General features: G+C 64.2%; 22 protein-coding genes and 1 tRNA gene. 14 read left to right on the top strand and 9 right to left on the bottom strand.

What is annotated here, in order from left to right; translation table 11 throughout:
• The first annotated feature begins 21 nt into the window (after positions 1 to 21).
• Entirely contained in the window at positions 22 to 2,250 is a 2,229-nt protein-coding gene (locus NJD74_RS07980; RefSeq protein WP_319623932.1) for a polysaccharide biosynthesis tyrosine autokinase, read from the top strand.
• A gap of 142 nt (positions 2,251 to 2,392) precedes the next feature.
• Here NJD74_RS07980 and NJD74_RS07985 read toward each other — a convergent pair whose 3' ends face one another.
• The 6 genes from NJD74_RS07985 to NJD74_RS08010 all read right to left on the bottom strand — a co-directional run bounded on the left by NJD74_RS07985 (position 2,393) and on the right by NJD74_RS08010 (position 8,273).
• On the bottom strand, positions 2,393 to 4,543 hold the full coding sequence (locus NJD74_RS07985) for a YjbH domain-containing protein (protein ID WP_319623933.1): 2,151 nt from the start codon (positions 4,541 to 4,543) through the stop codon (positions 2,393 to 2,395).
• The gene (locus NJD74_RS07990) at positions 4,540 to 5,319 is read right to left on the bottom strand and encodes a capsule biosynthesis GfcC family protein (RefSeq protein ID WP_319623934.1); all 780 of its coding nucleotides are present in this window, start codon (positions 5,317 to 5,319) and stop codon (positions 4,540 to 4,542) included. Before NJD74_RS07990 ends, NJD74_RS07985 begins: the two co-directional genes overlap by 4 nt.
• A complete protein-coding gene (locus tag NJD74_RS07995) occupies positions 5,316 to 5,963 on the bottom strand; it encodes a YjbF family lipoprotein (RefSeq protein WP_319623935.1) in 648 nt (215 codons plus the stop codon). Before NJD74_RS07995 ends, NJD74_RS07990 begins: the two co-directional genes overlap by 4 nt.
• Before the next feature lie 55 nt (positions 5,964 to 6,018).
• Positions 6,019 to 7,125: a polysaccharide biosynthesis/export family protein gene (locus NJD74_RS08000; RefSeq protein WP_313218133.1), complete on the bottom strand. Its 1,107-nt coding sequence runs from the start codon at positions 7,123 to 7,125 to the stop codon at positions 6,019 to 6,021.
• A 92-nt stretch (positions 7,126 to 7,217) separates the two neighbouring features.
• On the bottom strand, positions 7,218 to 7,553 hold the full coding sequence (locus tag NJD74_RS08005) for a hypothetical protein (RefSeq protein ID WP_070473026.1): 336 nt from the start codon (positions 7,551 to 7,553) through the stop codon (positions 7,218 to 7,220).
• A gap of 117 nt (positions 7,554 to 7,670) precedes the next feature.
• Entirely contained in the window at positions 7,671 to 8,273 is a 603-nt protein-coding gene (locus tag NJD74_RS08010) for a phosphatase PAP2 family protein (protein ID WP_319623936.1), read from the bottom strand.
• A gap of 124 nt (positions 8,274 to 8,397) precedes the next feature.
• On the opposite strand from NJD74_RS08010, the gene NJD74_RS08015 reads away from it, so the two are divergent.
• A tRNA-Arg gene (locus NJD74_RS08015) sits at positions 8,398 to 8,474 on the top strand.
• 95 nt (positions 8,475 to 8,569) lie between these two features.
• On the opposite strand, the gene NJD74_RS08020 is transcribed toward NJD74_RS08015, so the two are convergent.
• Together NJD74_RS08020 and NJD74_RS08025 are read right to left on the bottom strand one after the other, a co-directional pair.
• Positions 8,570 to 8,734 (bottom strand): hypothetical protein, encoded by a 165-nt coding sequence (locus tag NJD74_RS08020; protein WP_019183030.1) that lies wholly within the window; start codon positions 8,732 to 8,734, stop codon positions 8,570 to 8,572.
• Between the two features lie 17 nt (positions 8,735 to 8,751).
• Entirely contained in the window at positions 8,752 to 9,123 is a 372-nt protein-coding gene (locus NJD74_RS08025; RefSeq protein ID WP_319623937.1) for a hypothetical protein, read from the bottom strand.
• A gap of 156 nt (positions 9,124 to 9,279) precedes the next feature.
• On the opposite strand from NJD74_RS08025, the gene NJD74_RS08030 reads away from it, so the two are divergent.
• The 10 genes from NJD74_RS08030 (at position 9,280) to NJD74_RS08075 (ending at position 15,868) form a co-directional block, all read left to right on the top strand.
• On the top strand, positions 9,280 to 9,768 hold the full coding sequence (locus NJD74_RS08030) for a YetF domain-containing protein (RefSeq protein WP_070427252.1): 489 nt from the start codon (positions 9,280 to 9,282) through the stop codon (positions 9,766 to 9,768).
• A 92-nt stretch (positions 9,769 to 9,860) separates the two neighbouring features.
• Positions 9,861 to 10,100, top strand: a complete 240-nt coding sequence (locus NJD74_RS08035) for a hypothetical protein (RefSeq protein WP_319623938.1) — start codon at positions 9,861 to 9,863, stop codon at positions 10,098 to 10,100.
• 190 nt (positions 10,101 to 10,290) lie between these two features.
• A complete protein-coding gene (locus tag NJD74_RS08040) occupies positions 10,291 to 11,454 on the top strand; it encodes a zinc-dependent alcohol dehydrogenase (protein ID WP_019183026.1) in 1,164 nt (387 codons plus the stop codon).
• A 1-nt stretch (position 11,455) separates the two neighbouring features.
• Positions 11,456 to 12,448, top strand: coding sequence for an acyl-CoA dehydrogenase (locus NJD74_RS08045; RefSeq protein WP_319623939.1), 993 nt, complete (start codon positions 11,456 to 11,458; stop codon positions 12,446 to 12,448).
• The gene (locus tag NJD74_RS08050; RefSeq protein ID WP_319623940.1) at positions 12,445 to 13,194 is read left to right on the top strand and encodes a PIG-L family deacetylase; all 750 of its coding nucleotides are present in this window, start codon (positions 12,445 to 12,447) and stop codon (positions 13,192 to 13,194) included. The genes NJD74_RS08045 and NJD74_RS08050 overlap by 4 nt, the downstream gene beginning before the upstream one ends.
• Complete coding sequence (locus tag NJD74_RS08055; protein WP_319623941.1) at positions 13,191 to 13,778, top strand: class I SAM-dependent methyltransferase; 588 nt, start codon at positions 13,191 to 13,193, stop codon at positions 13,776 to 13,778. Before NJD74_RS08050 ends, NJD74_RS08055 begins: the two co-directional genes overlap by 4 nt.
• On the top strand, positions 13,775 to 14,491 hold the full coding sequence (locus NJD74_RS08060; protein WP_319623942.1) for a glycosyltransferase: 717 nt from the start codon (positions 13,775 to 13,777) through the stop codon (positions 14,489 to 14,491). Before NJD74_RS08055 ends, NJD74_RS08060 begins: the two co-directional genes overlap by 4 nt.
• A complete protein-coding gene (locus NJD74_RS08065) occupies positions 14,491 to 14,760 on the top strand; it encodes a hypothetical protein (RefSeq protein WP_319623943.1) in 270 nt (89 codons plus the stop codon). Before NJD74_RS08060 ends, NJD74_RS08065 begins: the two co-directional genes overlap by 1 nt.
• A gap of 169 nt (positions 14,761 to 14,929) precedes the next feature.
• Positions 14,930 to 15,379, top strand: coding sequence for a PA2169 family four-helix-bundle protein (locus tag NJD74_RS08070; RefSeq protein ID WP_019183020.1), 450 nt, complete (start codon positions 14,930 to 14,932; stop codon positions 15,377 to 15,379).
• A gap of 201 nt (positions 15,380 to 15,580) precedes the next feature.
• On the top strand, positions 15,581 to 15,868 hold the full coding sequence (locus tag NJD74_RS08075; protein WP_046272599.1) for a hypothetical protein: 288 nt from the start codon (positions 15,581 to 15,583) through the stop codon (positions 15,866 to 15,868).
• Positions 15,869 to 15,925: 57 nt separating this feature from the next.
• Here the strand turns inward: NJD74_RS08075 and NJD74_RS08080 are convergent, their stop codons facing one another.
• Positions 15,926 to 16,414: a GNAT family N-acetyltransferase gene (locus tag NJD74_RS08080; protein ID WP_019183018.1), complete on the bottom strand. Its 489-nt coding sequence runs from the start codon at positions 16,412 to 16,414 to the stop codon at positions 15,926 to 15,928.
• A gap of 90 nt (positions 16,415 to 16,504) precedes the next feature.
• Between NJD74_RS08080 and NJD74_RS08085 the strand changes: the two genes are divergently transcribed.
• Together NJD74_RS08085 and NJD74_RS08090 are read left to right on the top strand one after the other, a co-directional pair.
• On the top strand, positions 16,505 to 17,194 hold the full coding sequence (locus NJD74_RS08085; RefSeq protein WP_319623944.1) for an AraC family transcriptional regulator: 690 nt from the start codon (positions 16,505 to 16,507) through the stop codon (positions 17,192 to 17,194).
• A 66-nt stretch (positions 17,195 to 17,260) separates the two neighbouring features.
• Positions 17,261 to 18,208, top strand: coding sequence for a DMT family transporter (locus tag NJD74_RS08090; RefSeq protein WP_319623945.1), 948 nt, complete (start codon positions 17,261 to 17,263; stop codon positions 18,206 to 18,208).
• The last annotated feature ends 339 nt before the right edge of the window (positions 18,209 to 18,547 follow it).

Consider the following 18,547-nt stretch of genomic DNA (forward strand, 5'->3'; position numbering starts at 1 on the left):
TTTTATATCGAAATGGAAGCTATGACTAAGGAAACCAGTTCGCGGGCAATCCGCGAAGACGATGAGATAGACCTGCGCGAACTGCTCGGTGTACTCATTGATCGCAAGTGGTGGATTCTCGGCACAACGCTGCTTTTCGCGTTGATCGGTGCTGCCTATGCGCTGCTGTCGGCACCTGTGTACCAGGCTCAGACCTTGGTCCAGGTCGAGTCGAAGATGCCTACGATTCCTGGTCTTGCGGATCTGACCTCCCTGGGGGGCGGTGGAAGTACTGCTGCGACCACCGAGGTTGCTTTGCTCACCTCCAGAACGATCGTCGGCACCGCAGTTGATCGTATGCAACTGAACGTCGTGGTGGAGCCCAATCGATTCCCGCTGCTGGGTGGATTTCTTGCTCGCCGTTTTGAGGGCCGAGAGCCTGATGAGGTTGCGGCTCCCGTACTGGGTCTGTCTCGCTTTGGTTGGGGCGGTGAGAGTCTGCTCATCCACCATCTTGAGGTGCCGGCGAAGCTTCTCAACGAGCCCATGACGCTTGTTGCTGGTGATACGGCCGGCACCTTCGCGCTTGTTGACGACAGTGGCGACGAGATCCTCCGCGGCAAAGTGGGGACTCCCGTTGAAGCAGCCGGCGTCAAGATCGAGATCGCGAAACTCCAGGCCAACCCGGGCACCCACTTCAAGGTGACCAAGCTGCGCCGTCTCGATGTCATCTCTCAATTACAGGAAGAGATCCGAGCGTCGGAGCAGGGCAAGGAATCCGGCATTCTTCGCATCGTGTACGAGAATCCCGATCCACTTCTTGCCGAAACTTTCGTGCAGAACATTGCCGAAGCTTATGTCCGCCAGAATGTTGATCGCAGCTCGGCTGAGGCCGCTTCACAGCTGCAGTTCGTAAAAGATCAGCTTCCGACCGTGCGTAAGCAGGTGGAGGATGCACAGGTGGCCATGTCCACCTATCAGTCGCGTGCGAATTCGGTCGATATCACGATGCAGACCAAGGGTCTGCTCGAACAGGAAGTTGCGGTTGAGGGCAGCATCCAGCAGTTGCGCATGAAGCAGGCTGAGATGGATCGCAGCTTTACGCGTGAGCATCCAGCCTATCGTGCCATGCTCAAGCAGATCAGTGACCTCCAGGGTCGGAAGGATAGTTTCCGGCGCGAGGTGAGTGCGCTGCCTGATACGCAGCAGGAGCTGCTACGACTGACCCGCGACCTGCAGGTTAGCAATGAACTGTACACCGCGTTGCTCAACCAGGCGCAGCAGTTGGACGTTGCTCGTGCTGGTACGGTCGGAAACGTTCGAATCGTTGATGACGCGGTGGTGGACACAAGCAAGCCAGTCAAGCCGCGCAAGTCGTTGATCGTCCTTTTGTCGCTCTTGCTGGGCGCGTTCCTGTCGATTGGCGGCGTCTTCCTCGCGCGCATGCTGAACCCGGGGGTCGAGGACCCGGCACAGATCGAAGAGTTGGGCCTGCCTGTCTATGCGGCAATTCCTTTGAGTGTTTCCAGCAACCTGCTGAAGATCCAGAAGGGGCGGGGCGGTAAAACTCGCGTAGTGGCTGACGGCAGGTCACACCTGCTCGCCGCAGCGGAGCCGGCAGATCTGGCTGTTGAGGCTCTGCGCAGCCTGCGGACGAGTCTTCATTTCGCGATGATGGAAGCAAAGAACAACGTCATCGCAATTTCAGGTCCGCGTCCCGGCGTCGGCAAGACCTTCATTTCCGCCAATCTGGGTGCTGTTGTCGCTCAGGCGGGCCAGAAGGTCCTGGTCATCGACGTGGATATGCGCAAGGGCACGCTGCACAAGGTGCTCGGCGTGAGCCACGTCAGCGGTCTGTCGGACGTGTTGTCTGGCAAGCTGGCGGTGGGTGATGCAATTCACGCTGTTCCCGGTTTGGAGCAGATGCATTACATGACACGTGGTGATATTCCGCCGAATCCGTCCGAGTTGCTCATGCATCCTCGATTTGCTCGGATGCTTGAGGAACTGTCTGCTCAGTACGACTTGATCATCGTAGATACGCCGCCAATTCTGGCAGTGACGGATGCGGCGATCGTTTCCAGCCATGCTGGTTCGACGCTGATGGTGACGCGATTCGGCGTCAATCAGCCGAAGGAGATCCTGCTTTCGATGAAGCGGTTCGAACAGAACGGCGTTCAGGTGAAGGGTGCGATCTTCAATGCGGTCGAGAGACGCGCGACCGGGTACTACAGTTACGGATACTACGAGTACGCGTCGAACGAGAAGTGATTCCACGGCGAGGCGCGGCACTGCCGCGTCCTCTGGTGGATGGTTGCCGAGGTAGAGTTGGGATGCAAAAAAGGCCGGGAGCATGCATGCTTCCGGCCTTTTTTTGATGGTCCCAGCGCTGATTTTGGCTGCGGAGCGAAGGTCAGTCGTCGATCGTCTTTATATTTTCAAAGAAGAATGTTGGGTCGCGCTCTGATGTCATCTGATAGAGCCCATAGCTACGTGCAAGGCGGGCGCCACCATCCCGATAGAGTGGGTTCCAGGTGAAGTTGGCGCGCGCGCGTGTGGAGCGCGGTAGCAGGAAGTCGAAGGGGACGGACACATAGATGCCCTTGTCGAAGCTGCCCTCACCGAAGTCCTTGGACGATACATCGGTCTTGGTCGCGTAGGCGCCCATGGTGACGCCGTTGTCGAACGCTCGGGATACGGCCATCGTGGCACCCCAGTCCTTTGCCAAGTAACGCCCGGCGCTGAATGCGGTCACTACCCGTCGCTCTTCGCCCCACATGTAGTAGAAGCTCGCGTGGCCAGTTGCGACGCTGTAGTCGCGGAAGCTGAAGCGTTGATCAAAGTCGCGCTGCTTCACCCAGTTGGCCTCCACGCCCACCGCCCAGCGTTCGTTGAGCGGGCGATAGAGCAGCTCACCGCCAGCGCCAGCGTACATCGATTCAAGCAGTCCGGCGTAGACCATGCCATACGTGTCCTGCGTGAGCTGGTGTGTGGCGGTCAACTGTAGGTTGGGTAGCGTCAGGTCCTCGGTCGTCATGTACCGGCGGATGTCGGTGCGAACACGTGGCAAACGGCTTGGTGCGTCGTAACGGAACTTGTCGTAGTTGTTGTAAGCGTTGTAGCTAACGGTGCCGTTGAGCCACAGGTTGCGAGCCAGGTATGCACTGGCACTGTAGGTGCCGGCCACCTGGAAAAGCACGAAGCCGTCAGGTCCGCCAAGTGATTGCTGGTAGCCGATGTTAAAGCCGCCGTCAAACCGCCGCAGAGGTGCCTGATAAAGGGTCTGCCGGTGTTGAGCGGCGGGTGGCGCCATCTCGATATGCCCGGCTAGGCTGGTCAGGTCGGACTTGTGTTCGATGTAGTCGACGAAGGCTTCACGTTCGATGCTGATTTCGACAATGGGCACGCCCAGCCGTGCGTTCTGCACGGTGAACCAATTGATGTCGTCCGAGAGTGTGCCGTCCAGAATGCGGGCCGTGCGACCGACTCCCTGCGCCGGATAGTAGAAGCGCCGCTGCTCGCCGGTGACGATCAGTTCCGATCCGCGCTGGCTGATGCGTTGCACGCGCAAACCCGCATTCTGTTCCAGCTGGTTGGCGAGCCCTGGCCAGTCGAATGGTTGACTGGCTGCATCTGGGTTGTCTCTGCCCTCCGGTGCCGTTGCGACAGGACGCTGCTTCAACGGGATCGGCATCGGATCCAGCACTTTCGCCATGGAACTGGCTTGGGCGAGGTTGGCGCGTAGTGTGACGCCGAACATCGCCAAATCGCCGCGCTCCCAGCCGAGGTGCAGCTGGACGTTCTTATTGACTGCGTATGACGCGCCAAAGTTGAACGGGGTGTTCTGGCGTTGATTGTTGTTCTGCGGTTCTCGCTTGTAGTCGTTGCCGTCGTACTCGAGCTTCAACTGAAGCGGCTCCCACGGCGTCTGGTAAGCGACGCCACCAAATACGCCGACCGGGCCGCGGAACATCCCATCGCTGTTAAGGTTGCCGGTGCCTTGCGCGCGCGGGCGCGTTTCGAAGCGATCATCGATGGCAGTGAGCGGATTCTTGAAATCACCGCGATTGCCCATGTAGCCCGTGGCAAGGCCAACGCTGGCGTCGAATGCGCCCATGCGCTTGCTGGCGACCAGATACTCACTGGAAAACAGGCCGGTGCCGCCCAGGTCGCGGAAGCCTGCCGCCACTTCAGGAAGCCAGCGGCTCTCTTCAAGCAGGCGAATCTTCAGGTCGATCGACTTGTCTTTGTAGTTTTGGCTTCCGCTCAACCACTCCGGTCCATAGCGGCGATTGGCCACTGAAACATATCGAAACGCGCCCTCCAACCAAGGTAGTGGCTGCAGCACCATGTTGTATCGGCTGTAAGGTGACGTATGACTGGCGGTGAAGGCAAGTTCGCCCTCATCGGCCATGCGAGCGGTTGGGGTCTGTAGCAGGCCAATGCCGCCCCAATCGCTGGCGGTGGGTGCCGGAGCACTCTGGGCGTGAAGGGCTGTGCTGATGCTCAAGCTGAGCAGTGCTAGGCTCAGGCGAGCGGCCCGTGAGCTGGTAAGACGGGTCACTTCGGTGCTCCGGGTGCATCCAGCACCTGGGTGGCGAGGAAGCGCGCAGCATCCTCGTTGAAATCTGGGCTCACGTCGCGCGTTGTTCCTGCGTTGAGCGGAACAAAGACGATCGCGCCGGGGGCGAGGGTCGACTCACTGCTGCGGTTCCAGAGTGCAATGCCGATCTTCTGTGTCTCGCCGTCCGGTTGGATGACAAACAGATCATCTTTGCTGGCGGCGAGCAGGGCAGGGCACTGTCGTGCATAGTCCAGCGGGCGCTGGAGAGGCCGGTGCGGGATCGAACAGGGCTGCTCAACTGCGCCAAGGACGGTCACTGTGCTTGGCCTGGTTGGGTAGTACAGCCTGTCACCATCGGCCAATGGTCGATTGCTGCTCAGCTCCATCTCCAGCGCACGCGGGGCGAGCCCTTGGCGAATGCGGCCGGTTACCGGCATCGCCGACATTTCTCGCGCGATATGTGTTGCTGCCACGGAGCCGTCGGGGTCGCTGCTCTCCCGACTTTCAATGGCTTCGAGGTCGAACAACAGACCTGCTTTAAGGCGCGTCTGCGCAACGAGTTCGCTGCGCTTCAGCAGGGCGGCCCCCAGCATGTAGCTACGATCATCCGGCGCGCCCGCAAGGGCTGCATCAGACAAGCGGCTGGTTACGGGGAGTGTCAGCATGCCTGGATTCCGAACACTGCCCATCACCTCGACGGTGATGGACGGCGCGGCGTGCAGAGAGACAGAGACGGCCACGCCCAAGGCAAGGGCGGCCAAGCGAAAGGTGATCAACGGTTCAGATCCGGCGAATAGGGTTTGAGCTGGATGATTTCCAGACTGGCATCGGGCGCGATGGCCTGCAGACTCTTCCAGATGAAACCATTGGCCGGGTCGACCCAGTAATGGTTCTCGCGCTTCCAGTCCTGGCCTTTCAGGCGCTCTCGGACATGGAGCAGGGCGTGAGTGTTGCCAAGAATCTCGACGTTCTCGGTGCCGAGGCGTTCAAGGGTGCCGCTGACCGGCATGCCAAATCGGTAGCCAGGCATGACGTCGTACTGGCGCTGCACAGTGACGGGCGCTTGAACCCGGTGCAGGGCATGGAAAGGGTTCTCCCCCTCGATTCGCATGTCCTGCAACTCGGGCGTGCCGCCATGCGTGCCCACGAGCAGGCCATCTTCGAGGAACACGATGCTCCGATCGTTGCTGTACCACGCTTGACGGTCGCCATCGATATTGCCGAGAACCAACACGGCACCGCCCCGAGGGCCGGTGACTTTGATCTGAGGGTACGGGTTTGCTGACACGTCAGCGGCCGTTGGCTCTATGTCAGGCTTGCCCTGCATGGCCAGTTGCACGGTCTTGATGCTTGTGCGCCCGACCACGCCACAGCCTGACAGGCCGATCGCCAACAGCACGAGCGCGGCCAGGCCGCGCATCCCTTGAGTCCGTTGCGGCGCAACGAGAGCGGTCCTGCTCATCATTGGCCTGCCGTCAATTGTCGAGATCGTTACGCGCGCTTGCGGCGTTGCTGATGATCGAGGTGAACGGCAGCAGCTGATTTACAAAACGACTCCAGCGCGTTACGCCGGCCGCACCAACGAAGACCACGTCACCGGGCAGGAGCTCGAACTGGCTTGCCACCGCAAAGGCGGCTGGGGATTTAGCTTCCAGCTGGAACACGCTGGAGGGTGCACTCTGCAGATCGCTCGAACCGCGGATGACGTACACCGCGTTACCGTTGGAGGTCGACTGCTGCAGGCCGCGCGCACGGCCAAGGGCCTGGCTCAACGAAATGTCGCTGGTCTTGAAGCTCATGGCGCCCGGCTGGTTCACTTCACCGACGACAAAGATTTCCTTTCGATCCAGATACGGAACATAGAGATGATCATTTGCCTTGAGGAAGACGTTGGTAGCGCCGCCACCCTGACGGCCGAGCCGGTCGAGGTCGATGGTGTAGGTCACCCCTTCGCGGGTGAGGCGTACGCCCGACAGATCTGCCTGCGCCGGATCAAGTCCGGATTGGCTGATGGCATCACCGAGGGTCAGTGGGGTCACGGTCAACGGAACGGTTGCTGCCTGACGCGACGCGCCGGTGACCCAGACGCGCTGACTGGCGTAGGTCAGCATGGAGACATCGACCTGGGGCGCTTCGATGACGCGCGCCAACTTTGAGGTGATCTCATCGCGAAGCTCGCCAGGCGTTTTTCCGGCAGCGGCAATCTTGCCGATGTACGGATAAAACAGCGTGCCATCGGACTGGACAAGTCGACCGGCTGCATTCAGCTGCTGCTGTGGTCCCGCGGGCACGGTGAGTTCGGGGTGATCCCACACAGTAATGTATAGGATGTCCCCTGCGCCGATCTGGTACGGACCAGGCTGATAACTTGTCAGGGCGATCGGCAGCGTCGGAACATCGCGCGAGGCGCGGTCCATGGCGATCAGCTTGGGCGTGATCTGGATCAGCTCGATATTGTCGTTGCCGACCGGCTGATCATCACGGGCCAGAGCGCTGGAGCGCATGTGTTGGCCGGGAGCGAATACGCAGCCAGACAGGGTAAGAGCGAACGCCAGAGTGGCGCCAAGACGTTTGCAGTCCATCGATGATTCTTCCTGGCCCTGTCGGGCAAAACAAAAACCCCCGCCGGACCTGCGCCCGGCGAGGGCGTAATGACCTGACTCCGACTAGCGGATCAGTTGGTGCCGGTGGTGCCGGTGGTACCCGTCGTGCCGGTGGTGCCGGTCGGCGGCGGGGTGGTGCCACCACCATTGTTGTTGCCAGCGTCGTCGCTACTGCTGTCGGACGCAACGCTGTATGCGACTGCAGCGACAGCGATGCCGGCGCCGATCACGGCCGCAGTGGTGAGGGCGCCGGTGGCGGCACCGGTGGCGGCGCCGGTGCCGGCGACTTCTGCGCTGGTGGCAGCGGTGGTGCCTTCAGCACCAGCAGCCTGCTCAACCTGGGCTTCCTGAGCCAGAGCCATCGGGGAGAAAGCCACGAGGGCGAGAGCGGCAAAGATCTTCTTCATAACGGGGTTTCCTACTCCGTGAGGTAAATTTTCGCTGTCATCTTCGCGTTGAAGGCTATTCAGTGTCAAGTCGGTTTGGGCGCCTGGGCTGGCTTCGTTGCGTCCAATATTTGACGCCTATCGCACAAAATGGTGTCGATTGAAGACTTGGTCGCGGCCTGACAGCTCGGTCGCAAGGCGTATGACCACATCGTGGGTGCGGACCGTGGGCATCAGCATTGGGACCGCCAGTCCCACTATGACTGACGCTGTAAGAGTGCGGACGGGTGTTGTCCAGCCTGTGGCGCGCGCCGACAGGGCGAAAACCGTCGCCGCCGTGCCCAGCAGCCACCCACTCACCACCTCAGATGCGGAATGGGCGTTAAGGGGTAAGCGCGAATAGGCGACCATGGCGGCAAGCAGCGACCCGAGCACTGCCCAAAGGAGGGGTTTCGGGAGCCGACCAGATGCGGCGAGATACAGGGCGACCGGATAAGCCGCTGCCGTCATGGTGGCGTGACCGCTGAATCCAGTGAAGTCCAGCCGGGCCCAACCAATGCCCCAACCCAGGAAGGCCAGCTTAGAACCCAGCGTAAGCCCAGCGGCAACAGTCAAACCGACCGCCCAGCGAAACCTGATCGTGCGGGCCGCTTTGGGGCCAAGCAGAATAAGCACCAGACTCAGGGGCAGCAGCCAGCGGCTATCGCCGAGTTGGGAAAGGGTGGCCCAAAGAGGATGCATCCATGTCACTTATCGCAGGGGACGGAGGAGCATAGGGCAGTTGGCATCTCCGGTGATGAGTGGCGGGCAAACGGCCGGGCGTGGATGAGGCCCATGGTTTGCCTGTATCCTTTACGCCCTCCGTGGCCCCGTAGCTCAGCTGGATAGAGCGTCCCCCTCCTAAGGGGAAGGTCGCCCGTTCGAATCGGGCCGGGGTCACCATCCTTGCCCGTTCAGGGGCGTAGGAAGCTGCTGGCGAAAGGTTTTATCGCGCTTGTCGTGAAGTGACGGGTTTAGACGGTCCGCCGCTCCAGATCTCAGACCTTCCCGGGCCGCTCATAATCCTCAGGCGTCGCCCCATGCTCCGCCTCCGGCATGTCCTTGTCCTTCCACCGGGCGTCATCGTTCCTCAGCTTGTCCGGAGTGTGGCTCTTCTGCTGGTCGTCTTCTTTTGTAGCCGGGGCTTGCGGTGTCGTGGTCATGACATGTCCTCGTTTGGTCAGCGATCCAACGTCTGCTTGCCCGACGTCCCACCCTGGCCAAAATTCGGCTGGGTGATGCCGTCGTCCTCGCGGACGCCATCCGATTCCCCTTCACCTGCCTTGCCACCCTTGCCGTGGCCGTGCTGGTTGTAGCCCTCGTTTTCCGTCTTCAGCCGCGCTGCATCCGGATCTTTTTCGTCCTTGTCATCCTTCGGCGGCTTGGCCGCGACGAACGGGGAGATGGGATCGCTCGCAGGAAAGGTCTCTTCGAGCGCTTCGTCGTGGTTCTCCGAGGTGCGCTGCTTGTCGACCTTGCCGTCCGCCGGAGGGCAGTTGTGGGTGGCATGGGCGTCTTCGGTGGAGGCGGGCGGGGTTTTGTCGTGCTGCATGGCATATCTCCTGCGCAAACGGGTAGGGCGGTGATGCCCCGACGCTAGCCCTGCCGCTGTTACGAAGCGGCAGGTGTCCTGTGAAGGGCGGGTGCTCCCATGGGCTTCACCCGGGAGTTCCTATCGTCCAGACCTCGCCACACGGAGGCTGCAGCCATGCATGCGATGTTCGAGCTGGGAATGGAATGGTGGGAGTTCGTCGTCCGCGCGGTTGCGGTGTACGTGGTGGTCCTGTTGCTGACCCGCATGAGCGGCAAGCGCTCGATGGGGCAATCCACCCCGTTCGACATCCTGGTGATCGTGCTGCTGGGCACGGCCGTGCAGAACTCGTTGATCGGTGAGGACACCTCGCTGCCCGGCGGGCTCATCCTGGCTGCCACCCTGATCGGGCTGAACTGGTTCGTCGGCTTTCTGGGCGCGCGCAGCACGCGCCTCAATGAGATCGTGGAAGGCGTGCCGGTGGTGCTGGCGCGGCACGGCACGATCTACTGGGACCAGGTGAAACGCTGCAATGTCAGCCCGGCCGATCTGGAGGTGGCGATGCGCGCCAACGGCTGCGAGGGCTTCGGGCAGGTGGACCTGGCGGTGCTGGAAACCTCCGGCGAGATCACGGTGAACAAGCGCCGTTCCGAAGGCGATGACTGAGCCGATTCGTTCGCCCGGCAGCGGCGCCGTCGCTGGATGTTGACGGCACGCCGCGTAGCGTCGAGCTCAGCCCTTCAGAAGGAACATGCGCGATGGACACGACAGCACGCAGTGGATCCACCTCTTCACTCGAGAGCGTGATCGCCCAGGTCCCGGACCCCACGCCGGACCCGATGCCACCCACGCCGCCGGTGGAAGCGCCCGGCCGTGGTGATCCGCCTGCCCAGGAACCGCCGCAGGAAATTCCACCGGAGGGTGATCCCGCGCCTGCCTCACCGCCGCAGGAGTTGCCGCCGGATCCGGAAACACCGTCCGCGCCGCCGGCGGAATAACGACCAGCGCGAGCGGCGCCCGCCGCCGCAGCAGAATGAATGATTCAGTCCTCACGCACTGCCGAGCGCCATGCGTGCCGGACCTGCGGCGAGGCGCCTCTGCCGGGGTAGACACGCCGCACACGGGGCGGTCACGACGCTGCCACGCCGTACCACGTACCACATAGGTACTTGGACAACGGAGTTTGCTATGCGCGCACTGACTTACCACGGCAGCAAGGATGTACGGGTCGATACCGTGCCGGATCCGGCGCTGGCCGCCCCCGACGACATCATCCTGCGCGTGACCGCCACGGCGATCTGCGGCTCGGACCTGCATCTGTACCGCGGCAAGATCCCGGATCTGCATACCGGCGACGTGCTGGGTCATGAGTTCATGGGCGTGGTGGAGGAGGTGGGCGCCGGGGTGATGGATCTGCGCCCGGGCGATCGCGTGGTGATTCCGTTCGTGATCGCCTGTGGTGAATGCTTCCATTGCCGTCTCGCCGAGTTCGCGGCCTGCGAGACGACCAACACCGGCAAGGGCGCGGCGGTGAACCAGAAGGGCATCCGCCCCCCGGCGGCGTTGTTTGGCTACAGCCATCTGTATGGCGGCGTGTCGGGCGGGCAGGCGGAGTTCGTGCGTGTGCCCAAGGCCAATGTCGGCCCGCTGCGCATTCCGGATGCGCTCGCCGACGAGCAGGTGCTGTTCCTCTCCGACATCCTGCCGACCGGCTACCAGGCCGCCATCAACGCCGGGGTGAAGCCCGGTTCCACGGTGGCGATCTTCGGTGCGGGCCCGGTCGGGCTGATGAGTGCGGCGTGCTGCCGCCTGCTGGGGGCGGAAACGATCTTCATGGTCGACCATCTGCCGTATCGCCTGGCCTTCGCGCAGCAGACCTACGGCGTGACCCCGATCGACTTCACTCAGGTCGAGGACCCGGCGGAATACATCATCACCCAGACCAATGGCCGCGGCGTGGATGCCACGATCGAGGCGGTCGGCTTTGAAGCCGAGGGCAGTGCGCTGGAATCCGCACTGACCACCCTCAAGGTGGAAGGCAGCAGCGGTGTGGCGATCCGTCAGTGCATTGCGGCGACGCGTCGCGGTGGCACGGTGAGCATCCCGGGTGTGTATGCCGGCTTCATTCACGGCTTCCTGCTCGGCGATGCGTTCGACAAAGGCCTCACCTTCAAGATGGGCCAGACCCATGTGCAGAAGTTGATGCCCGAATTGCTCGACCATATCGGCGAAGGCCGCCTGGACCCGGGCGTGATCGTGACCCACCGCCTGTCGCTCGAAGACGCCGTGCGTGGCTATGAGATCTTCGACCGCAAAGAGGAGGATTGCCGCAAGGTGATCCTGACGCCCTGATATGAATGCCGTGGCTTCTCTCGTGCCGCCGGGGTCTGCGCAACCGGTGACCGATGGCGATGACCTGCAGGCCCAGGCCCGCGCGTGGATCGAGCACCAGCCGTCGCTGCCGCGTCCCGGCAGCGGCGATACGTTGGTGCGCTGGCAGGCGCTGGCGCATATCGCCGCCCGCGATCTTTGTCTGGCCAAAGTGCTTGAAGCGCACTATGACGCGCAGGCGATCCTGGAAGAACTGGGCGCAACCGCTCCGGACCGGGATCGGTTGGGCGCCGTGTGGGCGGCCGAAGGACCGGCGGCCACCCTGCGCTTTGATCGGGCCAGCGGCACGCTGTCCGGTGACAAGCCGTGGTGCTCCGGCGCCGGTTGGGTCGACCATGCCCTTGTGACAGTGCGCGATGACGGTCGCTCGCGTCTGTTCCTGGTGCCCGTGCGCCGGGCCAATGTGAGCTTCCTGCCACAGACGTGGCAGGCCACGGGCATGGGGCGCGTTCCCAGTGGCACGGCGCGCTTTGACCAGGTGCCGGCAGTGGAGGTCGGCGCGGCGGATGGCTATCTGCAGCGACCGGGTTTCTGGCACGGCGGCGCAGGCATCGCGGCGTGCTGGTTCGGTGGCGCCAGTGCATTGGCCGAGCCGTTGCTGCGCAGCGCACGGGCCGATGAGCCGGGCACGGCATCCGGCCTGCTCGGCGAAATCGATCTGGCGCTCTCGCCCTGTGCGTCGCTGCTGCGCGAGCTGGCCGCGTTGATCGATGCACAACCCGGGCTGCCGCATCAGCGCGAGATCGTGCGGGCACGCAGCGCGGTGGAGCGGGCTGCCTCGCTGACGCTGGACCGCGTGGGCAGGGCGTTGGGGCCAGGGCCGATGTGCATGGACCCGGCACACGCCCGGCGCTGGGCCGACCTGACGGTCTTCATCCGCCAGAGCCACGCCGACCGCGATTGGCAGCACCTTGGCAACCTGATGCATCGCGAGGGCCGCACGTGGACGCTGTGAATCGACAGATTGAAGGCGGCGGCGTCACCGAAGCCCAGTGGGCGGCATCGCGCTGGCTGCAGACGCTGCCGCGTGCATCCGCTACCGCGCTGTTCGGCGATGCGCAGCGCCTGGTGGTGGTGTCCCCGCACCCGGACGATGAAGTGCTCGCCTGCGGCGGCCTGATGGCACTGGCACACCAGTCCGGCCTGCGGGTGATGGTGGTCTCGGTCACCGATGGCGAGGCGTGCTATTCCGACCAACCGGCATGGTCGCCCGAGCGGTTGCGAATCGCCCGTGCGGCAGAGCTGGATGACGCGCTCCATTGCCTTGGCTTGTCAGGCGCAGAGCGGATTTCCTGGCACATCGGCGATGGCGAGGTGACGGCCAATGAGGCATGGATCGCCGCGCAGTTGGCGGCCGTGCTGCAGCCGGACGATCTGGTGCTGGCGCCGTGGCGGTTCGATGGCCATCCGGACCATGAAGCCGTGGCGCGTGCCTGCCTCCAGGCATGCAGTGAGCGCGGTGCCGACCTGAAGGAATATCCCGTGTGGGGCTGGCACTGGCTGGACCCGCAGGCGGCGCCGAGCGCCTGGGCGTCGGCCACGCGCGTTGCGCTGGATGACGCCCTGCTGGACCGCAAGCGCGATGCCATCCAGCAATTCGTGACACAGACCGGCGCGGTGGAAGGGCTGGACTGCGACCCCATCCTGCCGGCCGCCGTGCTGCAGCGCTTCGAACGGAACTACGAGGTACTGATCGGATGAGTGATATCGGCTACTTCAACGCGCTGTACGAGAAGGACGATCCCTTCCAGTACCGCACCCGCTGGTATGAGCAGCGCAAGCGCGCGCTCACCTTGGCCAGCCTGCCGCGGGAGCGCTTCGCCCGTGGCTGGGAGCTGGGCTGTTCCAACGGAGTGCTTACCGCCGCCCTGGCCGAGCGCTGCGATCAACTGCTCGCGACCGACCTGAGCGAAGGCGCGGTCCTGGCCGCGCGCGCGATGACGCGGCGCCACGCGCATGTCAGCATCGAGCAGGCGCGTCATCCGCAGGACTGGCCGGCGGGGCGCTTCGATCTGATTGTGCTGGGTGAGATGGGCTACTACCTGTCGCCGGAGGACATGCAGCAAACGGCGGCGCAGGTGGTGCGGTCACTCACGCCGCAGGGCGTGGTGATCGCCTGTCATTGGCGTGTGCCGTTCGAGCAGGCACGCTGCAGCGCCAGCTTCGTGCATGCCCAGCTGGATGACGGCCTGCCACGGCTGTTTTCCTATCGTGACGAGGACATGCTGCTGGAAGGCTGGTCGGCCGATACCACCTCGGTGGCGGAGCGGGAGGGCCTGCGATGATCGCGGTGACCCTTCCTGCGCACAACGAAGAACAATTGATCGCAGCCTGCCTGCAGTCGCTCAAGGTAGCTGCGCTGCATCCTGCCCTGCGCGACGAGCAGGTGGCGATCGTGGTGGCGCTGGATCGTTGCAGCGACGCCACCGGGTGGATCTGCGAGCGCTTCGGAGTAGAGGTGATCACGGTGGATGCCGGCTGTGTCGGCGTCGCGCGCGCGGCGGCGAGCGAGCGCGCCCTGGCCTTGGGCGCCCGCTGGATCGGCTGCACCGATGCCGACAGCGTGGTCCCGCCGGACTGGCTTGCACGCCAGCTGCAATGCGGTGCGAGCGCGTTCTGCGGCGTGGTGGCGGTGGGTGACTGGCTGGACTATCCGCAGGCCGTGCGCGAGCAGTTCCTGCAGGGCGAGCATGCGGTGGACGGGCATCCGCACGTCCACGGCGCGAACATGGGGTTCAGCGCGGTGGCGTATCGGCAATGCGGCGGCTTTGCGCCACTGGCGACCGGTGAGGACGTCGCGCTGATCCAGGCCATGCACGGTGCCGGCATGCAGGTGGCGCGGCTGGCCAGCCCGCGGGTGATGACCAGCGCACGTCGGCACGCCCGTGCACCGCATGGTTTCAGCGAGTTCCTGCGTCGGCTGGAACAGCGTGTGGGCCTGGCGACGGACGAGGTGGTGGTGGGCGACGCGGCGCCGCTGTCGCTGCTGGCGCGTTGATGGAAACCATTGACCTGCTCGGCTGGGCGGCGACGGCCGTGCTGATCGCCACGTTGTGGCGGCAGATCTGGAAGCAGTGGACGGCTGACGATCCCGAAGCGGTATCGACGTGGTTGTTCGTCGGTCAGATCACGGCCTCGGTGTTGTTCATCGCCTACAGCGCGGCAACCGGATCGCTCGTCTTCGTCGTGACCAATTCCCTGATTCTGCTCACTGCGATCGCCGGCCAATGTCTGTCCTGGATCAAGCGCAGGCGGACAGGGAAGTAACACGCATTTCGCGCCTCGACGACGCGCCGTGCACATTCATCGCGCAGTGCGTTGAGCTCGCTGAACACTCGCATTTCAGTGTCACGCCGACTTCATGGCCAATGCGGAAAAGTCGACTCACCCCGACAACAACACACGGGTCAAACCGGACCAACAGGAGTACATCGCAGTGAATACCGAATCGAAGACCGCGCATAACTTGAACGACCTGATCGAAATCGCCCGCGATGGCCAGGAGTTCTACACCGAGGCCGCAGGCAAGGTCGAAGATGCCGAGTTGGCGGCGCTCTTCACCCGTATCGCCGGTGTCAAGAATGAGATCGTCCGCTCGCTGAGCGCAACCGTTGTCGCCGCTGGCGGCAAGCCGGCCGACCATGGCACCTTCGTCGGTTCCATGCAGCAGTTCTACGGCAAGGTGCGCGCCACCCTGGGCGACAAGCAGTACGGCTACGTGGCCGAGCTGGAAGAGTCCGAAGATCGCCTGCTGAAGGCGTTCAAGGACACCCTGACCGACGCCGACACCTCGCCGGCCGCGCGCCAGGAAGTCCAGCGTCTGCTGCCGCAGGTGCAGGAATGCCATGCTGTGATGCGCGACCGCAAGCACGCCATGAAGCACTGAGTTTCAGACAGGCGGTGCGCTGGCGATTCCCCACGGTCGCCAGTAGTCCGCTCCCTGAAGTGGTACCCGAACAGCCCCGGCCCTGCCGGGGCTGTTCGTTTTTGCCCGACACTCCCCGGTGGCTGCCAGCGCACCGGACGGCCCCGAACGGTAGTGGGGGAATTGGTGCATACTCGGGACAAAGAGCCGCTTGGATTTGTCATGGAACACATGCGTTGGCTGACGCTTCGTCTCAGCAACAATCAATCCATCGGCCCGAAGGTGCTGATGGACCTGTGGGCCAACGCGTGCGAGACCAATCAGTCTTCGGTGACCCGCGAAACGCTGCCCGGGAAATCGACCTCCTACGCGCTGCATGCCCCCACCTCGCTCGCCTACCCAAAGCGTGCCGAGCTGCGCATGCGCAAGCTGCTGGAGGAGGCCGGGTACACGTTCACGCTCGGCTCGCTGGCCGACCGTCCGGCGCCGCAGCCGGTGCGCTTCCGCTGACGCGTTCATCGGCCACGCATTGATTCACTACCCCACCGGGATGCCGCAGCCGCGCGTTCAGTCGATGCGGTCGGCGGCGACGCTGCGCACCATGATCCGGACCGGCATGCCGGCGGCATGCTGCAGCGATTCCAGCGGTGCCCAGCCCAAGCGGCGATACAGCCCGCCATCATCGGCTTCGGTCTGCAGGTAGACATCTCGTACCCCGAGCGCACGGCCGCGTGCCAGCAATTCCCTGATGACCTTCTCGGCGAGGCCGCGCCCGCGGTGCGCCGGATGCACGTAGACGCCCCCCAGCCAGTGCAGGCGTTCGGGGCGTTCGGTACGTTCATGGAACTTGAGCTGCGCCGCGGCGACCGGAACCCGGTCGTCCAACGCGATCAGCAGCAGGGGCAACTCGTCGTCCTGCAGGAAGACTTCCAGCCGCTGCTGTTCATCGAGCAGGGTCAGGCCCGGTACGTGGCTTCCCCACTCCTGGAAATACCACTGGGCCAGCACGGGCAGCAGGTCGGGGCGGTCACTCAGGGGAACGATGCTGCAGGCCACGGTGAACGCTCCATGTTGTACGGGTCGGCCGCCATGGTACGCGGATGCGGTGGCTTGCAGCGCCCTTCGCCCTGCGCGCAGACTATCGCCATGCTTGCCAGCGCCTGCCACCTGCGGTGTTACGGAACGTCCAGCGATGTGGACCGGCATGACTTTGCGCAATGGGTGCTGCCGCTGCGCGGTGATCTGGATTTTGAAGTCGACGCCTTCGGCGGCCGGCTGGATGTGCTGCAGGGGGCCTTCGTGGCGCCCGGCGAGGGGCATGCGCAGACCGGTGATGGCGAGCATCTGATGCTGATCGTGGATTGCCCGGCCGGGCTGATCGATGACGACACCCTGGAACATCTGCGCCGGCAGCGTTGGCTGGCCCTGCCGAAGCGATTGCGGCAGGGGTTGTCCGGCACGCCGCCGCAGGCCAGCGATGCGCTGCTGGCCACACTGCTGCAGCAGTACGCCCCTGCCGGCAGTGCGGCGCGTCTGCATGCCTTGTGCACCCGCTTGTCCGCCAACCCGGGCGCGGACTGGAACGTGGCCCGCATGACCGCGCTGGTCGGCATCAGTGGTAGCCGCCTGCATGCAGCGTTCGTGCAGGAGTTCGGCGTGCCGCCGCACGCCTGGCTCAGTGCCTGCCGGCTGCGCTGGGCCAAGCACCGCTTGCTGACCAGTGCCGACAGCATCGCCACGATCGCGCTTGATGCCGGCTACTCCGAGCACAGCGCGCTGACCCGCGCCCTGCGGCGGGAGACCGGGCTGACCCCGCAGGCCTTCCGGCGGCAGTAGCCTGGGTCAAGACGCCGCCGGGCGCGGCTTCTACACTGCGCGGCCAATGCACATGCGTGAGCCGCAATGGATCGATCGATGGGAGTGGGCATCGCCAACGGCATCGCCGCCGGCGCGCTGTGGGGCGTGGTGTTCCTGGCCCCGGCGATGCTGCACAGCTTCAATGCGGTGCAGCTCTCGGCCGGCCGCTACCTGGTGTACGGCCTGATTGCCGTGCTGCTGCTCGCACCGCGTTGGCGGCAGCTCAAGGACCGGCTGGCCTGGCCCGAGTGGCGCGGCCTGCTGTGGCTGAGCCTGGCCGGCAACCTGGTGTACTTCCTGCTGCTGGCCAACGCTGTGCAGTGGGCCGGCGGCGCGGCCGCATCGCTGATCGTGGGGTTGATCCCGGTGGTGGTGACCCTGGCCGGCGTGCGCGAGGAGGGCGCCGTGCCACTGCGGCGGTTGGCGCCGGCGCTGCTGCTGTGCCTGCTTGGCGTGGCGCTGGTGGGCTATGAGGCCTTGATGGCCGAGCATGCACAGGGCTCTGCCGGGCGCCGCCTGCTGGGCCTGCTGTGCGCGATCGGCGCGCTGCTGTCCTGGGCGGTGTACTCGATCGGCAACAGCCGCTGGCTGGCGCGCCGGCCGGACCTGTCCGGGCACGATTGGTCGCTGCTGACCGGCATCACCACCGGCGGCCTCGCCCTGGTGCTGGTGCCCAGCGCCTTCCTGACCAGCACCACGGTGCATGCGCCCGGCGCGTGGCTGAACTTCTGGCTGATCAGTGCGGGCGTGGCGGTGGTCGCTTCGGTGCTCGGCAACGCCTGCTGGAACCGTGCCAGCCGCCACCTGCCGCTGACCCTGACCGGCCAGATGATCGTGTTCGAAACGCTGTTCGCACTGCTGTACGGGTTTGCCTGGCAGCAGCGCTGGCCGACCCTGATGGAAACCGTGGCCATCGTCTGCCTGATCACCGGCGTGCTGATGTGCGCGCATGCGCATCGACCGCCTGCCGCGGTCGCCGAGCATGTGGGATAGGGCAGCCCTTGCTGTATCTGGATGGTCACAATCGCAACTGTTTGGCCGACGATCGCGGCGGTTTACGTGCCGCGATCTTTTGCAGCGCAGCACTTGACAAGCGGGGCGGCGGCGTAGTTTTCTTGGCCCATGGTCATCACCGCCGCCCACGTCCAGCTGCTCCTTCCCGCCTCCGCGGGCGGGCAGACCGTGTCGACCGGTACCACCATCATTACCACCGCCACCACTCGCCCGGTGCGGCCCGTCGTCTTCGCGTAATTTCCGAAAACACGGCCCCGCACCCAGATCAGGTGGCGGGGGAAACTCTCAAGCCTGATATGCCGCGGGGCCTCGCATCGA

It is taken from the genome of Stenotrophomonas sp. RG-453, from assembly GCF_033843685.1.
GTDB classification, from domain to species: Bacteria; Pseudomonadota; Gammaproteobacteria; order Xanthomonadales; family Xanthomonadaceae; genus Stenotrophomonas; species Stenotrophomonas bentonitica_A.